Origin of the sequence: Sorangium sp. So ce834 (assembly GCF_051521425.1) — a bacterium.
GTDB lineage: Bacteria > Myxococcota_A > Polyangia > Polyangiales > Polyangiaceae > Sorangium > Sorangium cellulosum_D.
Window position 1 is genome coordinate 9,559,278 of the sequence record NZ_CP150351.1, and the last position, 22,710, is coordinate 9,581,987.

At 73.6% G+C, this 22,710-nt stretch carries 19 protein-coding genes; 12 read left to right on the plus strand and 7 right to left on the minus strand.

Annotated elements, in window-relative coordinates:
• The first annotated feature begins 123 nt into the window (after positions 1-123).
• From WMF20_RS34900 to WMF20_RS34925, 6 genes are all read left to right on the plus strand, one after another.
• The gene (locus WMF20_RS34900; RefSeq protein WP_437606138.1) at positions 124-1,554 is read left to right on the plus strand and encodes a hypothetical protein; all 1,431 of its coding nucleotides are present in this window, start codon (positions 124-126) and stop codon (positions 1,552-1,554) included.
• 99 nt (positions 1,555-1,653) lie between these two features.
• Complete coding sequence (locus WMF20_RS34905; RefSeq protein WP_165374350.1) at positions 1,654-2,862, plus strand: serine/threonine protein kinase; 1,209 nt, start codon at positions 1,654-1,656, stop codon at positions 2,860-2,862.
• A 110-nt stretch (positions 2,863-2,972) separates the two neighbouring features.
• Complete coding sequence (locus WMF20_RS34910; protein ID WP_129578390.1) at positions 2,973-3,440, plus strand: peroxiredoxin; 468 nt, start codon at positions 2,973-2,975, stop codon at positions 3,438-3,440.
• A 111-nt stretch (positions 3,441-3,551) separates the two neighbouring features.
• On the plus strand, positions 3,552-4,097 hold the full coding sequence (locus WMF20_RS34915) for a hypothetical protein (protein WP_437606139.1): 546 nt from the start codon (positions 3,552-3,554) through the stop codon (positions 4,095-4,097).
• A 115-nt stretch (positions 4,098-4,212) separates the two neighbouring features.
• Positions 4,213-4,572 (plus strand): hypothetical protein, encoded by a 360-nt coding sequence (locus WMF20_RS34920; protein ID WP_437606140.1) that lies wholly within the window; start codon positions 4,213-4,215, stop codon positions 4,570-4,572.
• Positions 4,573-5,693: 1,121 nt separating this feature from the next.
• Positions 5,694-6,530 carry an alpha/beta hydrolase gene (locus tag WMF20_RS34925; protein WP_129578393.1) on the plus strand — a complete coding sequence of 279 codons (837 nt, stop codon included), beginning with the start codon at positions 5,694-5,696 and terminating at the stop codon, positions 6,528-6,530.
• On the opposite strand, the gene WMF20_RS34930 is transcribed toward WMF20_RS34925, so the two are convergent.
• From WMF20_RS34930 to WMF20_RS34940, 3 genes are read right to left on the minus strand one after another with little or no spacing between them, the layout of a single operon-like run.
• Entirely contained in the window at positions 6,527-7,021 is a 495-nt protein-coding gene (locus WMF20_RS34930) for a metallophosphoesterase family protein (RefSeq protein ID WP_437606141.1), read from the minus strand. The genes WMF20_RS34925 and WMF20_RS34930 overlap by 4 nt on opposite strands.
• A 36-nt stretch (positions 7,022-7,057) precedes the next feature.
• Positions 7,058-7,804 (minus strand): metallophosphoesterase family protein, encoded by a 747-nt coding sequence (locus tag WMF20_RS34935; RefSeq protein WP_129578395.1) that lies wholly within the window; start codon positions 7,802-7,804, stop codon positions 7,058-7,060.
• Entirely contained in the window at positions 7,801-8,811 is a 1,011-nt protein-coding gene (locus WMF20_RS34940) for a hypothetical protein (protein WP_437606142.1), read from the minus strand. The genes WMF20_RS34935 and WMF20_RS34940 overlap by 4 nt, the downstream gene beginning before the upstream one ends.
• Positions 8,812-9,048: 237 nt before the next feature.
• Here WMF20_RS34940 and WMF20_RS34945 point away from each other — a divergent pair, with 237 nt between their 5' ends.
• Both WMF20_RS34945 and WMF20_RS34950 read left to right on the plus strand, forming a co-directional pair.
• Positions 9,049-10,455 (plus strand): NAD-dependent succinate-semialdehyde dehydrogenase, encoded by a 1,407-nt coding sequence (locus WMF20_RS34945; RefSeq protein WP_129578397.1) that lies wholly within the window; start codon positions 9,049-9,051, stop codon positions 10,453-10,455.
• A gap of 226 nt (positions 10,456-10,681) precedes the next feature.
• On the plus strand, positions 10,682-11,035 hold the full coding sequence (locus WMF20_RS34950; RefSeq protein WP_237244369.1) for a DUF1801 domain-containing protein: 354 nt from the start codon (positions 10,682-10,684) through the stop codon (positions 11,033-11,035).
• Between the two features lie 40 nt (positions 11,036-11,075).
• Here the strand turns inward: WMF20_RS34950 and WMF20_RS34955 are convergent, their stop codons facing one another.
• The gene (locus WMF20_RS34955) at positions 11,076-13,502 is read right to left on the minus strand and encodes a substrate-binding domain-containing protein (RefSeq protein WP_437606143.1); all 2,427 of its coding nucleotides are present in this window, start codon (positions 13,500-13,502) and stop codon (positions 11,076-11,078) included.
• A gap of 138 nt (positions 13,503-13,640) precedes the next feature.
• Between WMF20_RS34955 and WMF20_RS34960 the strand changes: the two genes are divergently transcribed.
• The 4 genes from WMF20_RS34960 to WMF20_RS34975 are packed head-to-tail and all read left to right on the plus strand — an operon-like array spanning position 13,641 to position 17,631.
• Positions 13,641-14,618: a fumarylacetoacetate hydrolase family protein gene (locus tag WMF20_RS34960; protein WP_437606144.1), complete on the plus strand. Its 978-nt coding sequence runs from the start codon at positions 13,641-13,643 to the stop codon at positions 14,616-14,618.
• Entirely contained in the window at positions 14,615-15,280 is a 666-nt protein-coding gene (gene maiA, locus WMF20_RS34965; RefSeq protein WP_437606145.1) for a maleylacetoacetate isomerase, read from the plus strand. The genes WMF20_RS34960 and maiA overlap by 4 nt, the downstream gene beginning before the upstream one ends.
• Before the next feature lie 39 nt (positions 15,281-15,319).
• Positions 15,320-16,471, plus strand: coding sequence for a 4-hydroxyphenylpyruvate dioxygenase family protein (locus tag WMF20_RS34970; protein WP_437606146.1), 1,152 nt, complete (start codon positions 15,320-15,322; stop codon positions 16,469-16,471).
• On the plus strand, positions 16,471-17,631 hold the full coding sequence (locus tag WMF20_RS34975; protein WP_437606147.1) for a homogentisate 1,2-dioxygenase: 1,161 nt from the start codon (positions 16,471-16,473) through the stop codon (positions 17,629-17,631). The genes WMF20_RS34970 and WMF20_RS34975 overlap by 1 nt, the downstream gene beginning before the upstream one ends.
• A gap of 12 nt (positions 17,632-17,643) precedes the next feature.
• Here WMF20_RS34975 and WMF20_RS34980 read toward each other — a convergent pair whose 3' ends face one another.
• From WMF20_RS34980 to WMF20_RS34990, 3 genes are all read right to left on the minus strand, one after another.
• Positions 17,644-18,189 carry a hypothetical protein gene (locus WMF20_RS34980; RefSeq protein WP_437606148.1) on the minus strand — a complete coding sequence of 182 codons (546 nt, stop codon included), beginning with the start codon at positions 18,187-18,189 and terminating at the stop codon, positions 17,644-17,646.
• Between the two features lie 14 nt (positions 18,190-18,203).
• On the minus strand, positions 18,204-19,307 hold the full coding sequence (locus WMF20_RS34985) for a deoxyhypusine synthase family protein (RefSeq protein WP_437606149.1): 1,104 nt from the start codon (positions 19,305-19,307) through the stop codon (positions 18,204-18,206).
• 68 nt (positions 19,308-19,375) lie between these two features.
• Entirely contained in the window at positions 19,376-22,663 is a 3,288-nt protein-coding gene (locus tag WMF20_RS34990; RefSeq protein ID WP_437606150.1) for a hypothetical protein, read from the minus strand.
• Positions 22,664-22,710: the final 47 nt, after the last annotated feature.

The following is a 22,710-nucleotide window of genomic DNA, read 5'->3' on the forward strand; positions in this document are numbered from 1 at the left end:
TCCTATCGGAGGAGACGCCCGGACGCAAAGGGGCTCGGCAAGCCACCAGCGCTCCGCACGAGCAGCCAGCCTGACCCGAGGCCCGCCCGCGCCGCAGGGACGGAGAGGTATGCTGGGACGACCATGAGATCGATGCCCGACGCGGCGACCTACGTCCTGCCCGCGCTCAGCATCGGGCTCGCCGCGCTCGTGTTCCTGGGACCAGGAGCGCAGCGCATGGCCACCGGCGTGCGGGTGTGGGGCGCCCCGATCGCCGGGAGCGAGGCGCTCGCGCTCCGCATCGAAGGGGTGCGCCGGCTCCACGGCGCCGACGATCCGGCGGCGCTGCCGGAGATCGAGGTGAGCGCGACGTCCGCGGGGGCGCCGCTCGCGGGATGGAGCGGCTCGACAGGAAAGGACGGAATCGGCGAGGCGCTGCTGCGCGCAGGCGGCGGGCTGAAGGCGCCGGTCGTTGTGCGGATCCTGCGGGGCGGCGACGCGCTCCTGGAGCAGGAGGTGCCGCTCTCGCCCCCGCTCCCCACGGCGGACGCGAGCGCGCTGCCCGGAGCGGCGGACGCGAGCCCGCTGCCCGGCGCGGCGCAGGGGGAGCTCCGCCTCCGGGTCACGGTCGCGCGGGGCGCCATGGCGGCGCCGTTCCCGGAGCCGGTGCGCGTCACGGTCGAGACGGAGGACGGAGCGCCCGTGCCAGGGGCGCGCGTGGAGGCGAGCGCCGTCGGGGCGGATCTCGGGGGACAGGGCAGCGGGCCGGCGCAGATCACCGCCGACGCGCGGGGCGCCGCGGAGCTCACGATCAGGCCGCTGGCGCACACCGTCGAGCTCACGCTGCGCGCGGCGCGCCCCGGGAGCGCGCCGCCCGGGGCGCGGGGCGCGGGCGGCGCCTGGGAAGGGAGGCTGCCCGTGATCCCAGGCGCGATCTGGCTCGACCCGGCCGGCCTCGCGGGCGAGCGGCCAGAGCTCCGGCTCACCTCGCCGGCGCCGAAGCCGCACGCCTACGTCTCGATCGGAGGCGCGCACGGCCGCCTGCTCGGGGCGGTGGTCCCGCTCGCGGCCGATGGCGGAGGCTTCTTCTCGGGGACGCTGGCGCTCCCGGACGGGCAGCCGCCCGGCGCCGCGGGGTGGGCGGTCGTCGCGAGCGACCCGTACGAGCGAGGCGCGGGCACGGTCGCCTGGCCGCTCTCGCCCGCCGCGAGCCCGGTCGCGCCGCGGCGCGTGGCGCTGCTCGCGGACGGGGTGCCGGCGGCCGAGGCGCGCGAGCGGGCCCGCGCCTCGCGGGCGCGGCGCGCTGGCCTCCTGGTGCTCGGCGCCGCCGGGGTCGCCGAGATGCTCCTGCTCGCGCTCCGCGCCCGGACCGCGCGGCGGCGCCTCGCCGCGCACCTCGCCGCAGCGTCGGGCGGCGAGGGGGAGGACGGAACCGACGGGGCGCCGCTGTCCAGGGAAGATCGCGGCCGGCTGCTCGCCACCGTGCGGGCGGAGCCGATCCTGTCGGTGCTCGCGCTCGCCGCGCTCGTCGGGCTCTCCTTCGCGGCGGTCGCGGCGCTCGCCACGTTCCGGTGACCCGGGGCGCGGCGCCGCATGGATTTCATCCGCCGCCGGCCCCGAGCCGCTAGACTGGGCACACGAGACGGGACGGGGCGGGAGGACGACAGACAGGGCATGTCCGAGCAGCAGCGGTACCGGGTCATCAAGCGCCTCGCCTCCGGCGGCATGGCGGAGGTCTTCGTCGCCGAGAGCGCGGGGATCGAGGGGTTCAAGAAGCAGGTCGCGATCAAGCGCGTCTTGCCGCAGCTCAGCAAGAAGGAGCAGTTCATCGCGATGTTCCTCGACGAGGCGCGCCTCTCGGCGCACCTCTCGCACTCGAACGTCGTGTCGGTGTTCGACATCGGCGTCGGCGACGGGACGTACTTCATCGTCATGGAGTACGTCGACGGCGCCGACCTCCGGGCCCTCCTCGAGCACCAGAAGAAGGTGGGCCGGCCGATGAGCGTCGAGGTCGCCGCGTTCATGGCCGCGAAGATGTGCCAGGGCCTCGCCTACGCGCACGACCTCGCGACCGCGGACGGAAAGCCGCTCCAGATCGTGCACCGGGACATCACCCCGGCGAACGTGCTCATCACCCGCTACGGCGAGGTGAAGATCGTGGACTTCGGGCTCGCGAAGGCGTCGAGCCAGCTCGCCGAGAGCGACGCGGGCATCATCAAGGGGAAGTTCGGCTACCTGGCGCCGGAGACGGTGCTCGAGCAGGGCGTCGACCAGCGCGTCGACATCTTCGCGCTCGGGATCATCCTCTGGGAGATGCTCGCCGGGCGCCGGCTCTTCCTCGGCGACTCCGACTACATCACGGTGCGGCTCGTGCGCGACGCGGTGGTCCCCTCGCTCCAGCAGATCAACGGCGAGGTGCCGCGCGAGCTGGAGCAGATCATCCGCCGCGCGCTCGCCCGCGATCCGGCGGCCCGCTACCACACCGCGCGCGAGCTCGGGCGCGACCTCACCCGCTTCCTCTACCGCTTCGGCCGCCCGGTGAGCGAGGACGACGTGGCCGAGCTCGTGGAGCGCGCCAAGGGCGGGCCGGCGCGGGCGGTCGACGGGACGCAGAAGATCGCCGAGCTCATCGACATGATGCTCCTCGAGTTCAAGTCGCTCACGAAGGAGCCGACCTCGAGCGGCAGCGGCCTCAACCTGCTGCCCACCCTGGACGGGTCCACGAGCCTGCTCCACGGGCAGACCCACTCGAGCTCGCCGCCCCCGCGCAGCGATGGGCCGCTCGGCGGGCTCGCCGACGAGCTGGAAGGGCCGGAGTCGCTCCACCAGGACGAGTCCTCCTCGTCGGTGGCGGCCTGGTTCCGCGGGCTCATCCCGCGCTGAGCCGGCGCGGGCAACGAGAGGATTGCCCGGGCCGCGCCGCTCCACCACAACATGACCGTCACCGGCCAGGAGGCGCCGTCCTCCGGCCCACAGCCAAAGGCAAAGAGAAGATGAGCGTCGAGATTGGAAAGCCGTTCCCGCGCTTCGCGCTGCCGAACCAGGACGGCAGGACCGTGAAGCTCGAGGACTTCGCGGGCAAATGGCTCGTCGTCTATTTCTATCCGAAGGACGACACGCCGGGTTGCACCATCCAGGGCAAGTCGTTCACGGCCTCCAAGGAGGACTTCGACAAGGCCAACGTCGCGGTGGTCGGCGTGAGCGAGGACGACGTCGCGTCGCACAAGAGCTTCTGCGACAAGTTCTCGTTCACCATCGATCTGCTCGCCGACACGAAGCACGAGCTCCTCAAGGCCGCGGGCGTCGGGCAGAGCGAGTGGAAGGGCAACTTCTACTGGGACCGGACGACCTTCGTCGTCGATCCGCAGGGCGTGCTGCGGAAGACGTACCAGAAGGTGAAGCCCGAGGGGCACGAGCAGGCGCTCCTCAAGGACATCGCGGAGCTCAAGGCCCAGGGCTGAGCTGGAGAGCGCCCGCGGCGCGGCCCGGGGGCGCGGGGCTCGGACGAGCGTCCTGTACAAAACCTGCTCTCGCTGGATTTGCCAGCGTCGCCCCCCTACCCTGTCGCCTTCGTGGCTGCACGCCTTCCCCTCGCGCCAAGTCGAGCCCTATCGTTCACGGCCTTCGCGGCGCTCGCCGCGGCGGCGCTCGCGATCGCCGCCTCCGTGGGCGCCTGCAAGGCCCCGGGGGGCGGCGGGGCCGGCGGCTCGGGCATGGGCGGCGCCGACGGCTGCCCAATGGGGCCGCGACAGGCGATGTTCACCATCGCCGTGCGCGCGAGGGGCGCCCCCGTCCCGCCGGACACCGCCCTTCACGTCGCGTGGAGCGCAGCCGAGGAACCGACCTTCGTCCTGAACGACCCGAGCACCTGGAAGACGCTCGACGAGGCCAACGTGGTGTGCGCCGTCGATCGCGCGAAGCCTCCCCCTGAAGCGCTGGAGGAGCTCGTCTGCGAGCTGTGGACCGCGGGGGTGACCCGGGTGGAGATCTCGGGGACAGGCTACGAGGATTTCGAGCAGACGCTCACGCCCGTCGTGAGCGACGAATGCGAGGACTTCGTTCCTCAGGAGATCGACATCGAGCTCGTGCCGGTGGTGGACGAGGACAGCGAAGAGTAGCCGGCGGGAGGCCACGGGCGCGAGGTCTCGAGCTCTGCCCGGCGCGGGCAGCGGCCATCCCCCGGGGCGAGGCGAGCGTTGCCAAGCCTCAGCTGCGTCTCCTGTCCAAGGCGGCATGCACCCCTGTCGCCTTTTCCCCGTGCTCCTCCTCGCCTGCGGTCCGGCCCCGGAAGCCAAGACAAAAGCCCCCGCCGGGCAGACGTTCCCCGAAGCCGTCGCGATGATGTGCGACGTCGACGGGAGAGCCGGGCTCGATGCAGAAGGCGATCCGATCAGCGTCGGGCAGATGCGGTCGGCGTGGATCGCGGAGCACGTGACCAACCCCGATGGGATCGAGCTCCGCACGATGCTCAGCGTGAAGGGGGCCGCAGAACAGGGCGCCATGCTGCGCGAGGAGGCCCAGAGGGCCGGTCTCACGCGCTGCGCGCTCGCGGCATCGCTGGCGGAGGACGGGACCGGCGGGCTGTCGCCGTGATGCCACCCGAGCTCGGGACCCGCAGCAGCAGCCGCTGCCGGCGGTCGACTTCTTCGCGATCGGCCGGCGCAAGGAGCCGGTCGAGCAACCCGCAGACAAGAAGCCGGTCGAGCAGCCTGCGGCGCCGGTGGACGGCGACGTGTAAAGGCCGCTCGCGCGGCTGAGCCGCCCGGTTGAGGGCACCCGCGCGCTCGCCCCGCCGGCGATCCTGGGCATCCTCGAGCGCGCCGAGCTTCGCTCAGAACGCTCCACCCATCGCCAACCCAAAGCCGTGCGGCGCAGCGACCGGCGCTGCCCACGCCGAGGCCGCCGGATTCGCGGCAAGCGCACGGCCGCCTGGCCCGCATCTCTCCCGTTCCTGAGCCAGCTCAACCTCGCAAACGCAGCAAGGATCTTGCGGCGAACGAGCTACAAGGTTTCCTTGCTGAGAATCGACGTACCGTGACCCTAGGCTAGACCTTCGGCCCGTGCTGGCGCTTCATCATCAACTCCGCCGGCACCAATGCAGTCAGTGACAACCCGCAGGAATTCAACGATCCGCGATAGTCTATCAACATTTCTTCAAATGGGCAATATTCAACGATGTCCTGATGTAACGAATTGAAAGATGCTCATCAAAATTCAGCATCTGAACCGCGCTAAGCCATTTAACAACAGGAACGAGCTTGCGTCCAAGCAATTCCTCACCGCTGATTCGACGACCACCGCGCGTCGGGGGGGAAGGAGCCCGCTCGGCGCGTTTTTGGCTGCGCCGCGCACTGTCAAATCGGCAGTGAGGACCCACTCAGGCTAGCGCTCCTGCGGAAGGAAGCGCCCGGCCAGCGCCATCATGACCGTCGGGCCGTAGCCCCGGCACGTCGGGCGGTTGCTCTACGGCCACACCCACGGCGCCGACGTGGCGGAGATCGTCCCGAACGTCGTCGTGCGCACCGGCGGCGCCGAGTACGGCGAGCCCGCGGTGCAAGGCGTCATCGCGACCGCGTAAGCCACCATCGCGCCGCGCGCCCCGCCTCCCTGCCGCCCCGACGCGCTCGCGGTCGTCCATCCCAGGTACCTTCCTGTCCCGACACGACGTATCCTGCGCGCCCACTGCCCACGCCAACTCGACAGAACGGTGAGCCATGCCGACGAACGACCCCGATAACCAGCTCGACGAGCTCCTTCGCGCGCTCGAAGCGAACCCTCGCTCTGCCGGCGTCTTCTATCCCAGGCAGGTGAACACGCCCCCGCCCGCCAGCGCGACGGATTACGACATCCCCGTCGCCCCCGGGGTGACCGTCGGGGCGCGATGGCACCTCGCCGACCCGCAGAACCCGACCGTGCTCGCCTTCCACGGAAACGGCGAGACCGTCCCCGATTACGACGACATCGCCGAGATGTGGCGGGACATCGGGCTCAACCTCTTCATCGTCGATTACCGTGGCTACGGCTGGAGCGGAGGCCGGCCGACGCTGCGCTCGCTCCACGACGATCCCGCGAAGGTCGCCGACTTCTTCGAGCGGGAGCTCGCCGAGACGAGCCGCGCCAGAGGCCTCGACCGGCCGCCCGAGCCGCTGCTCTTCGGCCGCTCGCTCGGCAGCTCGCCCGCGTCGCGCATCGCCAGCGAGCGCGGCAGCGCCTACCGGGCGCTGATCCTCGAGAGCGGCTTCAGCGACGTCCGGCACCTCCTCGCCCTGTTCGACATCGAGCTCGGCGACCTGCGCGACGAGGCACACCGCCGCTTCTCCAACCCGGAGCTCCTGAAGCGCGTCCAGATCCCCGTTCTCTCCCTGCACGGCGCGCACGACAGCCTGCTCCCGCCGTTCCACGCGCGCGAGAACCACGCGGCCGTCCCGCACGAAAAGAAAGAGCTCTGCCTCATCAATGGCGCAGGGCACAACGATATCCTCCTCTTCGCGCCGGCGTACTTCGGCGCGATCCGGGACTTCCTGCAGAAGCACGGAGGCCGGCGTCCCTAGGACGCCGTAATCGCGAGCGGCACGATCTCGGCCGTCACCGCGGCGCCCCGCACGATCAGCCGGGCGACCGACAGCGGCAGCTTGAAGCGGCGCGGCCCCGCGCTCCCGGGGTTGAGGAAGAGCACGCCGTCCTGCTCCAGGATCGCCGGCCGGTGCGAGTGCCCCGCCACCACCGCCGCGTACCCCGCCGCGCCGGCGCCCGGGCCGAGCTCCTTGACGTCGTGCAGCACGAACAGCGTCGCGTCCGCTACCCGCACCGTCGCCCGCTCCGGCAAGCCGTCCGCCCAGCGCCCTCGGTCGTTGTTACCGCGCACCGCCGTCACGGGCGCGATCGCCGCGAGCGCCGCGAGCACCTCGGGGCCGCCGACGTCCCCCGCGTGCAGGATCAGCTCCGAGCCCGCGAGCGCGGCCAGCGCCTCCGGGCGCACCAGGCCGTGCGTGTCCGAGATGACGCCGATCCGGTGCTCCCGCTGCGCTCGTCGCTTCGTCATGAGGACCCCGCAGGAGACTCCATCCGGCCCGCGCCCTCACACCTCGAGCACGAGAAACGACCGCCCGGTGAGCTTCCTGAGCAGCGGCATGGCCACGTTGTAGACTGGCGTCCCCCTCGGCGTGCGCCCCTCGAGCGCCCCGTGGTGCGCGTGGCCGTGGAACACCACGTCGGCGCCGTACAGATCGATCGGCGCGACCAGCCGGCTCGTCCCAAGGAAAGGCCTTATCTCCACGTTCTCGCCGACCGTCGTCTCCGGGATCGGCGTGTAATGCATGATCACGATCCGCTTGTCGCTGTCGAGCTGCGACAGCGCAGCCTCGAGCTTCAGCGCCTCGGTCACGGCCTCCTGGACGAAGGCCTTGAGCGGGCCCTCGCCGAACGCCTGCAGCGTCGCGCTCCCGAACCCGCCCATGAACCCCTTCACGCCCGCAACCCCGATGTCGTCGCGCAGGATCAGGTGATCCCCGTCGAGCACCTCGACGCCCGCGTCGCCGAGGAGCCGCGTGACCTCGGCGGCAGCGCCGCGGTCGAGATCGTGGTTGCCGAGCACGGCGGCGCACGGCACCGACAGCCCGGAGAGCGCGTCGGCCAGCACCTTCGCCTCCTCGGGGTGGCCGCGATCGGTGAGATCGCCGCACAGGACGAGCAGCTCGGCCTCCGCGTTCACCGCCCTCACGAGCTCGCGCATCCTGCCGGCGTGCTCCGGCCGGCAATGCAGGTCCGAGGCCGCCGCGACGCGCCGCTTGCCGTGATCCCCGCTGCCCCCGGCGACGGCGCTCATGACCCCGGCTTGCGGAGCCGCACCGCCTCGACCTCCACCCCAAGACGATCCGCGCCGCCCGGCGCCCCCTCGCGGACCTGCGCCCCGTGGCCGACGCGCCGCCGCGCCGCCCCGGACCGCCGGCGCTTCCGGCACGGCGACCCCAGCGCCACCTCGGGCTCGAGCGCGGGCCCGGCGGGCGCAGCCACGAGCCCGAGCTTCTCGTAATCGTGCGCGTACTGCCGCCGGCTGATCAGGTTCCCCCGGCAGACCCGGAGCGGCGCGTCGCCGGCCCGCGACTGCTCCAGCGTGCGCCGGCAGAGCTCCGCGACGAGCCACTCGGGCACCCGGCTCCGCGCGCCGGGATAGACGAAGCGGTACAGCGTGACGTGCGCGAACAGGACCTCCCAGTGCGGGCCGAACCGATCGAGGAGCCGCTCCCAGTCCATCTCGTCGCCGCACGCGTAGATGAGGTGGTTCACGTCGGCCCCGTCGTACCGTTCCCGCTCGTCCACGAACGCCTTCGTGAAGATGATCTCCTCGACCGGCGCGATCAAACAGGAGTGCCCCAGGATCGTCGCCGGGCGCGCGTGCTCGAACCAGCCGCCGTCCACCACGGCCAGGCCGTTGCTCGACGAGAAGATGAGATCGATGAAGCGATCGCCGGCATACGCCTTCCCGATCCACCGCGGGTCGAGCAGCGCCGTCTCGAAGCCGACCCGCTCGAGCGCCCTGAACGCCGCCGGCACCTCCCGCTCGTCCAGCATCACGTCGAGATCCTTCGTGTCCCGGAAGATGCCGGTGTACGCAAAGAAGGCATACGCCCCCGCCACCATGAAGGGCACCCCGGCGCACAGGAGCGACTCCAGCGCCCTCACCCTTACCTCCAGCTCGCCCGCGCGGGACAGCGGGCCGGCGGCATCGTCGGCGGCAGGCGGGGCGAGCGCCGCGCGCTCGCCGGCCCGCGTCGACCGGGCTGAACCCGCGCGCTCCGCGTCGAAGACGGCAGGGGGTCCGCTGCGGGCCATCCCGCTCTGCGTAATGAACAGGACGTGCGATGGCGACCCCCCTCCGCCCCTACCCTGCGCTCGCGGGCGCCCCATCGACACGGCAGCGGGAACAGAGGTGGGTTCGTCCTCGCTGACCATTGCACGAAGAGGCAGGTCTGGCTCAAGCTCGCCTGCCGGGATCGCTCGGCGCGCTCTTGGCCGGCAAGAGACGGGCGCGGCCCCCCGGCGCTCGAAGCTCGAAGAGGAGGCACATCCGTGAACACCGCGATCGCGACGATCAATCCAGCGACGGGAGAGACGCTCGAGACCTTCGAGCCCCTCTCGTCGGCGGCGCTGGAGCAGAAGGTGGCGCGCGCGCACGCCACGTTCCGCAGCTTCCGGCGGACCCCGGTCGCCGAGCGCGCCCAGAAGCTCCGCCGGGCGGCCGAGATCCTGGAGGCCGAGAAGGAGCAGCTCGGGCGGCTCATGACGCTCGAGATGGGCAAGACCATCGGCTCCGCCATCGCCGAGGCCCAGAAGTGCGCGACCGTGTGCCGCTACTACGCCGACAACGCCGAGCGCCTGCTCGCCCCCGAGGAGGTCGCCACCGACGCCGGCAAGAGCTACGTGGCGTTCCACCCGCTCGGCCCGGTGCTCGCCATCATGCCGTGGAACTTCCCGTTCTGGCAGGTCTTCCGGTTCGCGGCGCCGGCGCTCGTCGCCGGCAACGTCGGCCTCCTCAAGCACGCGTCGAACGTCCCCCGCTGCGCGCTCGCCATCGAGGACATCCTCCGCCGGGCCGGCTTCCCGGAGGGCGCCTTCCAGGCGCTGCTCACCGGGACCGACGTGGTGCCGCGCCTGCTCGCCGACCCGCGCATCGCGGCCGCGACGCTCACCGGCAGCGAGAACGCGGGGCGCAGCGTCGGCGCCCACGCGGGCAAGCACCTCAAGAAGGTGGTGCTGGAGCTCGGCGGCAGCGATCCGTTCATCGTCCTGCCGAGCGCCGACCTCAACGCCGCCGTCGGGACCGCGATCAAGGCGCGCATCATCAACAACGGGCAGTCCTGCATCGCGGCGAAGCGCTTCATCGTGCACGAGTCGGTCGTGCCGGAGTTCGAGCAGCGCTTCGTCGCGGCCATGCGGCGCCTCCGGGTGGGCGATCCGATGGACCCGTCGGTCGACGTCGGGCCGCTCGCCACGGCGCAGATCGCCGCGGAGCTCGAGGAGCAGGTGCGGGCCTCGGTGGCCGCGGGCGCGCTCCTGCTCACCGGCGGCAAGCGGCTGAAGGGGCCGGGCAACTACTTCCCGCCGACCGTGCTCACCGACGTCCGGAGCCCCTCCCCCGCGGCCGACGACGAGCTCTTCGGCCCGGTCGCCGCCGTCTTCCGCGTCGCCGACCTCGACGAGGCGATCCACATGGCGAACTCCACCCGGTTCGGCCTCGGGGCGAGCGCGTGGACCCGCGACCCCCAGGAGCGCGAGCGCCTCATCGACGAGCTCGAGGCCGGCCAGGTGTTCATCAACGGGATGGTCGTGTCCGACCCGCGGCTGCCGTTCGGCGGGGTCAAGATGTCCGGCCACGGCCGCGAGCTGTCGTCGTACGGCCTGCGCGAGTTCGTGAACATCAAGACCGTCTGGATCGCCAAGGACGAACGACCGAGGGGGTTGCCGGCAACCGAGTAAACCGAGTAACCCGCGCGACCACATGATCACGTGACCACGTAACCACGTGACCCGGGTCACGCGCCCGCCGCCGCCAGACCGAACGCGACCGAACGCGACCGAACGCGACCGAACGCGACCGAACGCGACCGAACGCCCGAGCCGAAACGTGGCGTCGCCCTGCGCAGCCGGTTGCGTCTCCGTGAACGTCGACCTAGCGTGATCGATTGTGTCGGACGATCCGGCCGTGGCCGCTCTGCTGAGCGAGTACCCTCCCGCAGCGCAGCAGCTGACCCTGCGCGTGCGCAAGCTGCTCCTCCGCATCATCCCCGACGTGCACGAGCACGTCTATCCAGGCTGGCGGATCATCAGCTTCCGCATGGGCGACGCGCACAAGCGCCAGATCTGCTGGCTCGCCCCGCAGCGCTTCGGCGTGAACCTCGGCTTCGAGCACGGCGCCGAGCTGCCCGATCCGAGCGGCCTGCTCACCGGTGACGCCAAGCAGGCCAGGAACGTCCATATCCGCTCGGCCAGGGACGTGGACGTCCCCAAGATCGCCGCGCTGGTCGCGGCCGCCGTCGAGCTCCGCCGGGACCGCTGACCGCGCGGGGCCGCGCGGCCCGAGCGGCGGGCGCCGCGGCTCAGGAGCGCCGGTAGACGACCCGCCCGCCGGTCTTGCCCAGCGCGTACGAGAACCCGAGCTCCAGCGTGGAGCGGGTGACGATGCCCCCGAGGTCGAGCCCCTGCTCCACCATGAGCCGCGCCGCCTCCGGCGCGATCCCGACGAGCACGACCTCGGACCCGAGCATCGCGGCGGCGCGCGCCGCCTGCGCGATGTGGCTCGCCGCGCTCGCGTCGACGACCGCCATGCCGGTCACGTCGATGATCACGGCGCGCGCCTTGTGCTCGGAGATCTCCTGCAGCATCGCCTCGATGAAGCGGCCGGAGCGCTGCGCGTCCAGCGTGCCGACGATCGGCATGACGAGGACGCCGGGCGCGATCGGCACGGCAGGGCTCGACATCGCGGCGATCGTGTCGAGGAGCGCCTCCTGGCGTCGGCTCAGCGACTCGAGCTCCCGCGTCCGCTCCTTGATCCGCGAGAGCAGCCGCGCGTTCTCGAGCACGACGGCCGCCACGGCGGCCACGCGCTCGATCAGCGCCAGGTCGTTCGCCGAGCACGCGTCGGGCCGCGGGCTGCTCAGGACGAGGACCCCGAGGACCGCGTCCCGGGAGAGCAGCGGCACGCCGACCAGCGTGCGCGCGCCGTTCCAGCGGGCCTCGGCGACGTCGCTGAAGTGCTGGTGCTCGCTCGACGCGGTGTCGATGACGAGCGAGCTGCACGAGCTCATCACCCGGCCCACGAAGGAGTCCTCCTCGACCGGCGCGCGCTCGTCGTCGACGAGGCTCTCGCGCTCGGCCATGCCGATCACCAGGAACTCGAGCGGCCGCCCGCGGCCCGACGCGCCCAGCCGGCGGTTCGTGATCCGGCGGGCGGAGCTCATGGCGAGGTGATCCGAGAGCGCCACCGAGAACGGCGTGCGCTCGACCGTCACGACGTCGACGCCCGTGTCGATGAAGCGCGACGCCGGCAGGGCCTCGAGCGCCGCCTCGACGCCGCGCGTGGCCATGTCGTAGAGCACCTGCACCGAGCGGTACCCCATGTCGTACTCGCGCTGCACGATCGCGGCGTGGACCACGCCGTCCTGGAGCATGGCGACCGTGGGCGTGATGAGATCGAAGGCGACGAGCTTGAGATCCCCGGACCGGCCGAGCGTCACCGAGGCCGCGCCGAAGCTCGGGCCGTTCTCGCTGCACACCCCGAACGCGCCGGCGATCTCGGGGTCGGCGCGCAGCGCGGAGGTGGCGAGCTCGATCCCGCGCGCGGGGTCGAAGTGGTTCTCGAGGGGCGCGCCGACGCGGAGCGCCGAGCCGGCGATCGCCTCGCGGAAGCCCTCGAGGCGCTCGCCCGCGTTGGACACGGCGAAGGAGGCCGCCTGGGTCACGACCACGCCCCCCTGCGGCAGGAGCCGCAGCATCACCTCGCCGGCGAGCCTGCCGGCGGCCCGGTTGTCGGTCCCGATGTAGACCGGGGCCGCGCTGCCCTGCACGGTCGGCGAGTCGATCGCGACCACCGCGACGCCCGCCGCGACCGCGCGGCGGATGAGCGGCTCGAGCGCGACCGGATCGATCGGCGCGACGGCGATGCCCATCACGCCCCGGCGGAGCCCTTCCTCGAACAGCGCCTCCTGCGACGCGGGGTCGGCGCCCACCCCGCTCGTGAACGCCACCGCGACCCGCAGATCCCGCCCCGCGGCCAGCGCGCCGTCGCGCACGTTGTTCCAGTACGCCGTCATCGGCCGGCGGGGGGCCCTGTAGAGGCGCAGCGTGCGCCGCGCGTCCGCCGCGGGCTCGCGCCCCGCGTCCTCCAGGATGGCGAGGTCGATCGTGCCCCAGCGCGGGCCCGTCTGCACGCTCCGGATCCCGTCCGCGAGCGTCTCGATGAGCTCCACGAGATCGACCGACTCGGCGACGGAGCTCAGCACCTCCTCGAGCAGGCGCAGCTCCTGGGCGACCTGCGCCTTCTCCTCGAACAGGCCGCGCCGCTCGAGCGCGGCGCCCGCGCTCTCCGCGACCGACTCCACGAGCGCGCGGTACGGGCCCGTGAGCGGCGCGCCGTCCGCCTGCTCCAGCGCGAGGTAGGCGCCCGGCCCTCCGAACAGGGGCACCGGCACGACCTGCACGTACGCGCCCTCGGGCGGCCAGCCGGGCCGCGCCGCGACCTCGGGCAGGTGCGCCCGGTACCACGCGGCCGCGGGGACGAGGCACGGGCCGCGCGCCGCCTCGGGCGCCGCGGCTGGACCGAACGGCGCCGACGCGCTCAGCAGCCCGCCGTCCGACGGCATGCGCAGCTTGCCTGGCAGGATGCCGTCGAGCCCCACGGTCGCCGTGTACACGAGCCGCCGTCCCGCGCGCACCAGCAGGCCGCCGCGCTGCGCGCCGGGGAGGCTGGCCATGGCGCGCTGCACCAGGTGGTGGAGCGTCGAGAAAACATCGAGTCCGGTGTTCATGCAGATCCGTTCAGCCGGTCACCCGTTCGCTCGCTGCGCGCGACGCAAGGGAGCACCGCACTAGCAGGCGCGAGCGGCCTCGTGCTTGTCAAGCGGAGACGATGAGAGCACCGTACCGCACGAGGAGCTCGCACCCGCATGAAGCTCGCCTCTCTCCGCGGCCCCGGCCGCGACGGCACGCTCGTCGTCGTCCGCCGCGATGGCCTCGCCTACGCGCCGGCCGGCGCCGCCTTTCCCACGCTCCAGGCCGCGCTCGACGACTGGGAGCGCGCCGAGCCGGCGCTGCGCCGCATCGCCGACGACATCGAGCGCGGCGGCGCGGCCGTGGCGCCGCTCGCCGTGGAAGAGCTCGCCGCGCCGCTGCCCCGCGCGTACGAGTGGATCGACGGATCGGCGTACATCCACCACATCGAGCTCGTGCGCAGGGCGCGCGGCGCCGAGCCCCCCGAGACGCTCACGACCGATCCGCTCGTGTACCAGGGCGGCTCCGGCGTGCTCCTCGGGCCGACCGACGACATCGTCCTGCGCGACCAGGCCTGGGGCCTCGATTTCGAGGCCGAGGTCTGCGCCGTCCTCGGCGACACCCCGCAGGGCGCGCGCCGCGACGAGGCCCACCGGCACATCCGCCTGTTCCTCCTGGCCAACGACGTGACGCTGCGCAACCTCGTGCCCGCCGAGCTCGCCAAGGGCTTCGGGTTCTTCTGCTCGAAGCCGGCGACGGCGTTCTCCCCGTTCGCGATCACGCCGGACGAGCTCGGCGACGCGCTCCGCGACGGGCGCGTCCACCTGCGGCTCCGCTCCACGTACAACGGCGCGCTCGTCGGCGACCCCGAGGCCGGCCCGGAGATGCACTTCTCGTTCTTCGACCTCATCGAGCACATCGCCAGGACCCGCAGCTTCACGGCCGGGACCCTCCTCGGCAGCGGCACCGTCTCGAACCGGGACCCGGCGCGCGGCGTCTCGTGCCTGGCCGAGAAGCGCATGCTCGAGGTCCTCGCGCACGGGGCGGCGAGGACGCCTTTCATGAAGCCAGGAGACACGATCATGATCGAGATGCTGAATCGCTCGGGAGAGAGTCTGTTCGGGCGCATCGCGCAGCGGGTGGTGGCCGGATGAGCGCCGCGCTCACGGGGCTCACGCTCTACGGCTACTGGCGCAGCTCGTGCAGCTGGCGCGCGCGCATCGCGCTCGCCTACAAGGGCGTCGAGCACGCGTACCGGCCGGTGAACCTCGTCCGGGACGGCGGCGAGCAGCTCCGCGACGATTATCGGGCCAAGAACCCGATGGCGCAGGTGCCGCTGCTCGAGTTCGAGCAGGGCGGCGCCGTCCGGCGCGTGTCGCAGTCGGTGGCGATCGTCGAGCTGCTCGAGGAGCTGTTCCCCGCGCCGCCGCTCCTGCCCGCGGATCCGTACCTGCGCGCCAAGGCGCGGCAGCTCGCCGAGATGATCAACTCCGGCACGCAGCCGATGCAGAACACCGCCACCCTGAAGTACGTGCGGGACGAGCTCGGCGGCGACGAGCGGGCGTTCGCGCGGCGCTTCATCGCGTCGGGCCTCGCCGCGTTCCAGGCGGTCGCGAGCGAGCTCTGCGGGCGCTTCTGCGTCGGCGAGCAGGTCACCGTGGCGGACGTGTTCCTCGTGCCCCAGCTTTACAATGCGCGACGCTACGACGTCGACCTCGCGCCGCTCTCGACCCTCACGCGGATCGAGGCGGCGTGCATGGCGCTGCCCGCCTTCCAGGCGGCCCACGCCGACCGCCAGGTCGACGCGGTCGCGTAGCTCGCCCCCTGCGTTTACCCCTCGCGACGGAGGACCCGGATGGCCAAGGTGGAGTCGATCGGCATCAAGCGGGTGGAGGCCCTGCACTACTACGTGCGCGACCTGGAGCGGAGCCGCAGGTTCTACACGGAGAAGCTCGACTTCCAGGAGACCGCCGCGAGCTCGCCGGAGCTGAGCGCGGCGGCGGCGCAGCGGTCGGCCGTCTTCCAGGCCGGCGAGTGCGCCATCGTCTGCTCGCAGCCGATCGGCGAGGGCGGGCGGGCGTGGCGCTACCTGCGCAAGCACCCCGACGGGGTGGGCACGATCGTCTTCGAGGTGGAGGACGTGGACCGCGCCTTCCGGCTGCTCGACGGCCGCGGGGGCACGCCGATCGACGAGATCCACCGGGTGACCGAGGGCGGCGGCACCTTCGCCTCGTTCTCGATCACGACGCCGTTCGGGGACACCACCTTCCGCTTCGTGGAGCGGCACGACTACCCCGCGCTGTTCCCCGGCTGCGCGGCCTACGACGCGCCCCGCGGCGGCGAGAACCGGTTCGGGATCGCCCGGTTCGATCACATCACCTCGAACTTCCAGACGATGGCGCCGGCCCTGCTCTGGATGGAGCACGTGCTCGGGCTCGAGCCGTTCTGGAAGATCGCGTTCCACACGAACGACGTCGCGAAGGACGCGGGCCACGGCTCGGGCCTGCGCTCGGCCGTGATGTGGGACCCGGGCTCGGGCGTGAAGTTCGCCAACAACGAGCCCTACCGGCCGCACTTCAAGAGCTCGCAGATCAACGTCTTCAACGAGGAGCACCGCGGCGACGGGGTGCAGCACGTGGCGCTCGCCGTGGACGACATCCTCGCCGCCGTGCGGGCGATGCGCGCGCGCGGCGTGGAGTTCATGCCGACCCCGGCCGCCTACTACGACCTCCTGCCCGAGCGCCTGCAGCGGCTCGGCGTCGGGCAGCTCGACGAGGACGTGGCGACGCTGCGCGAGCTCGAGGTGCTGGTCGACGGCGACGGCGCGCGGTCGTACCTGCTCCAGATCTTCCTCAAGGAGTCGGCCGGCACGCACCGCGATCCGGAGGCCGGCCCGTTCTTCTTCGAGCTCATCCAGCGCAAGGGGGACCGCGGCTTCGGCGCCGGCAATTTCCGGGCGCTGTTCGAGAGCATCGAGCGGCAGCAGAAGGTCGAGGGGCGCGGCTGATGCTCGATCGCGTCGTCGCCGGGAGCGTCCCCCCGAAGCACCACGTCGCCCTCCGGAGCGAGGCGGGGGAGCTCCGCTACGAGGAGTGCCTGACGCGGGCGGGCTTCGACGGCCCCTACACGATCGCCTACCACGAGCGCCGGCCGCACGAGCACCGGCTCGCGCGGGCCGAGCACGGCTTCGCGCTGCCGGTCGCCGCGCCGCCGCGCCCGCTCGCGAAGCGGCACTACCGCTCGCAGGAGCTGCCGCGGCGGGGCGGGCCCGCGGTCGACTGCCGCGTGCCGCTGCTCTTCAACGACGACGTGGTGATCGGGCTCGCCCAGCCGGACGCGGCCGATCCGGTGTACTTCGCGAACGCGGACGCCGACGAGCTGCTCTTCATCGCCCAGGGCGGCGGCGTCCTGCGCACGATGCTCGGCGACCTCCGCTTCGAGCAGGACGACTACGTCGTCGTCCCGAAGGGGCTCTTCCACCGCTTCCTCCCGGACGCCGCGCCCCAGCGCTGGCTCTCGATCCAGGCCGCGGACGTCCACCTCCCGCGGCAGTGGCGCAACGAGGTCGGCCAGCTGCGGATGGACGCGCCCTACTCCCACCGCGATTTCCGGCGGCCCACGTTCGTCGGCCCGCTCGACGAGGGCATCCGCGCGCTCGTCGTGAAGCGCGGCGGCGCGTTCCACGGCTTCGCCTGCGAGCGCTCGCCGCTCGACGTCGTCGGCTGGGACGGGACGGTGTACCCGTTCGCGTTCCCGATCGAGCGCTTCCAGGCGCGCGTCGGGCTCGTGCACCTGCCGCCGGACTGGCACGGGACGTTCGCGGCGCGGGGCGCGCTCGTCTGCAGCTTCGTGCCGCGCCCGGTCGACTTCCACCCGGAGGCGATCCCCTGCCCCTACCCGCACTCGTCCGTCGACTGCGACGAGCTCCTGTTCTACTGCCGCGGCAACTTCACCTCGCGCCGCGGCGTCGGCCCCGGCAGCATCTCGCACCACCCGGCCGGCCTCCCGCACGGGCCGCACCCCGGCGCGTACGAGGCGAGCCTCGGGAGCCGCGCGACGAGCGAGCTCGCGGTCATGCTCGACACGCTCCGCCCGCTCGCGGCCACCCCGGCCGCGCTCGAGGTGGAGGACCCGGGCTACCAGGACAGCTTCATCGCAGGCCCCTGAGGGGCCCGGCGCTCAAGGCTTCAGGAAGCAGCGGCTGTTGCAGTCGTTGAAGCGCTGGGCTTCCTCGAAATTGATCCCGTTCAGCCCGTCGCAGGACACGCTGACGATGCACTCGGCGTTGCACGCGACCGGCTCGGGGCACGCCTCGGGGCCGCTCCCGAAGGGGGCCCCCTGCCCGCACCCCATGAGGTGCTCGTTGGCCCGCTCGCAGACGGTGCGGAAGACGGAGATGCCGCACTGGCGGAGGTCCCTCTCCTGGTCGTCGCAGCCGTCGTAGGAGAGCACGTCGTTCTTGCACTCGGCCTCCTCGTCGACGCAGGCCAGGTACTCGTCGAGGAAGGCGGGGCAGCTCGCCTGCACCGCGGCCTGCCTCGCGGCGTCCGTCTTGTCGATGCACTCGCGGTACCGCGCCTCGCTGCAGCCGCTGCAGTCGCACATGCGATCGCAGACACGCTCCTCCTGCGAGGGGCAGCCGGCGACGAGGAGCGCGCCGCCGGCGGCGGCCAGGGAGAGGAGCGCCTCGAGGAGGCGCGGCGGGCGGGGCATGGCGGCGCGCATGGTGGCTTGCTCCGTTATTTCGGCATCTTGCCGAGTCGCTCGAGGAGGGCGCGCACGAGGAGCGGCCAGGCGACCGTGGCGTCCGCGTACACCTCGGCGAACCGGCCGCCCTCCTGCGACGGGGTGAACTTCCCCCAGCTCACGCCCTCGGAGTAGGTGCAGCCGGAGAGGCCGCCCCAGTGCACCGGCTCGGGGCAGATGCGGACGCCGTACTGGAACCGCGGGTGATCCACCTCGATGTCGAGGCGATCGCCCACGATGTCGTAGAACGGCGCGACCTGCTGGGCCCAGTTGCGCGGGACGCCGCCGCCGATGGTGAAGATGCCGAGGCGCTTCTTCGTGCGGACCAGGCGGGCGTAGCTCAGGAGATCGAGGAACGGGTTGTACGGCGGCGGCACCGCCTCGCGCCACACGTCGAAGCCCGGCTTGTCGCCGTGCTGCGCCTTCACCTTGCGCAGCATCCACGTCGCCACGTCGAGGCCCATCTCGCTGTCGGTGAAGGCCGGCACGTAGACGGGGACGTTGCGGAGGTACGCGCTCCGGAGCACGCCGGGCGAGTCGCCCATCTCGGCCAGCGCCTTGCCGAGCTGGCGGCAGACGATCTCGCTCGACAAGGGCGACCCGTCGTCCAGCTTGTCGAGCTCCTTCCGGACGAAGACCTCGATGGCGTTGAGGTTCTTCTCCATCTCGAGCGTGTCGTAGACGCGGTTGTACCCCTTCTCGAAGTACGTCTCGTCCGCGATGGCCGGGTTCGCCTTGTAGTGGGTCAGGCCGACCGCCTCGCTCAGCCCGTGCGCCATGAGCGCCCCGGTGCTGATGATGCAGTCGATCATCCCGGCCTCGAGCATCCGGACGATGACGACGCCCATCTTGGCCACCGTCATGGCGCCGGAGAACGTCGCCACGACGAGGCAGTCGTCGTCACGCACCATCGTCTCGAGCACGTCGCACGCCTCGCCGAGCGCACGGCCGCTGAAGGCGGTCCGGCTCATCGCGCGGAGCAGATCGTCGAACGACCCGATCTTCAGCGGGTCGAGCGCCTCGAGCGGGACGAGCTTGTCTTCGACTCCATCGCTGAGATGGCGGTGCGAGGAGCGCGGGTGTTTCGAAGAGGACATAGCGCGCGAACATATAGCCGCGCGGGGGGTGGGGCGTCGAGCACGAAGCTCCCCGCGGCAGCGGCGCTTCAGGGCCGGACGGGCAGGGAGCACGCGAGGCGGCGCGCGGTTCCACGTACGGTTACGGTTCCACGTACGGCGCCGCGCGCCGTTCCTCCGAGCCTGCCAGCGCCTTCGCCGATCCCACGCTCGCCACCTTCGGCGCGCTGGGCCGCGAGATCGGCGCGCACGAACGCGATCTCGCCCGCGCCGGGGCGGGCGCTCGGCGGGGCCTCGGTCCGGCGAGAGGGCTCGATCAGCGCGGCGATCTTCGCCACGCAGGCGTCACGCCCTGACACACGAACGTCATAGACAGCCGTGCTCGCGGTCGCGCCGCGGCCGTCGAGGGTCGCGGCGGCGCTCGCGCGGTCCAGCACGAAGCGCGCGCCGCGCGGGCGCGCGGGGCACGCTGGAAGGCGGGTGAGCTCGGCGCGGACGTTCGGGGCGATCTCCCAGCCGTCGAGCGGCAGCAGCGGAGCCTTCGCCGGCGCGGCCGGCGCGGCCGGCGCGGCCGTCTCCGGAGGTGCGCCCGGCGCGGCCGTCTCCGGAGGCGCTCCACGCGCGCCTCGCTGCGCGGGCGCCCCCGGCGCGGCCTTCTCCGCGGGCGGGATCGGCACCGTGCGGCCGAGGGTCAGGTCGCGGAAGCCGAGCAGCAGCGGCACGCCGGCGGCCGTCGGCTGCCCGAGCGCGCGCGCGCCGCGGCTCGCGACCGAGGCGATCGGCCGCGGGGCCTCGCCGGATCGCCACGCGACGAGCGACGGGCCGTGGAGCCACGCGATCGGCCCGTCCGGCGCCTCGCCGAAGGCGACCTCCGCCTCGGGCATCAGCTCCTGCGGCGCCTCGACGGCCTCGGGGCCGCGGCCGGGCCTCGCCCGGACGAGCAGGTCGCGGCCCGAGGCGCGCACGCCGAAGACGATCCGGTCGCCGGACGCCGCGAACCGCGTCAGGATCGCGTCGTGCCCGACGCCCTCCGGCGCGGGGCCCGTCCACGAGCGAACCCGGGCCCCTGGCTCGGTGGGATCGAGCCAGCGCAGCGTCCACGAGACGCGCGGCGGCGCGGCGCCCCGCCCCGGGCCGGCGCGCCTGGCCGCGCCGTCGGGCGCGGTCGCCTCGAGCACGGCGACGGTGGAGAGCGGGCCCCAGCGCCGGTCGCTCACCGACGAGGCGCGCCGCTGCCCCGCGGGCCCGGGCGTCGCGCCGCCCGCGAGCAGCGCGAGCGCCTCCTGCGCGCTGCTCGGCGGCGGCACGCCCTGCGGCGCGGGCGGCGGCCCCGGCTGCGTCGTGCAGGCGAGCGCGCGCTCCGGGAGCGCCGGCGGCGGGCGGTGCGGCAGGAGCGGCGCGACGTCGAGCGCCGGCCCGGCGGCGGTCGCCCCCGGCGCGGGCAGCGCCGGGCCCCAGCCGACGCGGAGGTAGGCGTCGATCTTGAGGCCGACCTCGTTGACGGCCAGCACCCCGGGCTCCGCGAGCAGGTCGCCGAGCTGGGCGGTCGCCTCCAGGGCGCGGGGCGGGGCCTCGACGGGCGCCCACGAGCGGCCGGCGTCGGTCGACGCGAGCACCTTGCCCTCCCCGACCGCGACGCCGCGGCCGCCGTGGATCAGGGCGTGCGCGGCGCCGGCCAGGCGAGCCCGCGACGCCTCGCCGCGGCGGGGCACGACCGCGGCGGTGAGCGCGCCGGCCTCGTCGGCCACCACGAACGACAGGGCGCCGTCGCGCCCCTCCTCGATCGGGCTGACCACCTGGACGTCGCCGCCCCCGTCGCGCAGCCAGCCGAGCGGGATCAGCGGCTCCTCCCGGCCGCGGGCGTCGATCACCGCGACGTGGGCGCCGGCCGCGGCGCCCTCGCGGCCCTGTCCGCCGCGGGGCGCGGGCTCGGCCGCGGGCTCCTCGCGGGGCGCCACGTCGCTGTCCCAGAGGCCGCGCACGATCGCGATCCGGCCGTCGGCGAGCGGGCCCGCGCCGCGCCAGTGGATGTCGGTGCCCGGGCGGACCGTGATCCACGCCCCGTTCGGCTGGCGCACGCACGCGCTGCCCTCCTCGTCCGCGTCGCACGGCGCGAGCAGCATGGCGCCCCCGCTCGGCGACACCCGGAGCTCCGCCTCGCCGCTCCGCAGCAGGACCGGGGGCTCGCGGCCGAGGGGGCCGCCGGCGGTGACCTGGAGCACGCCGAACGGATCGTGGCGCCTGTCCGCCCCCTCTTCCCCGAGTGCGCAGGCCACCCACGCCGAGCGCCCCGCGCGGCCGACGCCGCAGGCGCTCAACCACCCGTCGCCGCGGGCGAAGCCGGCGAGCTCGTTCAGCGCGCCCGAGGCGAGGTCCACGCGGGCGAGGAGGCCGTGGCTCGCCGCGATCGCGGCGTTCCCCCACGCCGCGCCGCTCGCGATCGCGGCCTCGAGCGGGTGGCGCCCGGTCGCGCGGATCCAGCGGAGCAGCGGGGCGTCCGCGCCGGGCTCGGGCGCGTCGCCGGCGGGCGCGAGCCGCGCCTCGGCGACAAGGATCCGCGCCTCGCGCTGCCCGGGCGGCGCGGCCGCGCCCTGCGCCACCGCGAGCAGTTCGTCGCCGCGCAGGCGCAGGCCGGAGAGGTGGAGCTGGGCGGCGGCGGGGTCGGTCCCCGGGCCGTCGCCGGGCGGCGCCGGGGCGACGGGGCGCCACGACGCGCCGCCGTCGGCCGTGACCGCGAGCCCCGCCGCCTCGAAGAGCCCGGCGCCTTGCCGGAGGTCCCGGAACGCGACGGCGCGGAGCGGCAGGGCGGGCAAGCCCGGCAGCGCGCGCGGCTGCCCGGTCTCGATGTCGAGGAAGCTCGGGAGATCCGAGGCGGCGTCCCACACCGCGACGACGGCGGGCCCGCCGCCGATGCGAAGGAGCTCGGTCTCGGACCGGGCGAGGACGGCGGGCGCGCCGAGCGGATCATCGAACCGGTAGACGCCGTGGACCCCGCGCCCGACGAGCCGCGGGCCGGCGGCGGACGGCACGAGCGCGAGCTCGATCAGGGGCTCGGGGCAGGGGGCGGTCTCCGGCCGGGCTGCGCCGTCGCTCCCGACGAGGACGCGCCGGCCGCCGAGCAGGGCCATGGTGCCGCCGGCGACCCGGGGGCCGACCACGGTCGCGCCGCTCGCGTCGACCCAGCGGGCGCGCAGGGGCTCCGGCGCCGGCGGCGGGGGGTGCGCCGGCGCGGGCGCGCGGCCCTCCTGCGGCGCGGGTCGGGGCGGTGCGCCCCCGCAGCGGGCGAGCGCGAGCGCCGCGAGGAGCGCGGCCGCGCGCCGCGACCGGCGCGGGGGCGCTGCGAGGCGGGGCGCGCCCGCCGCTCTGGACTGCATCATCGCGGCGGAGCCTACCGTGATCCGCGGCCGCGGCGACGCCGCGAGCG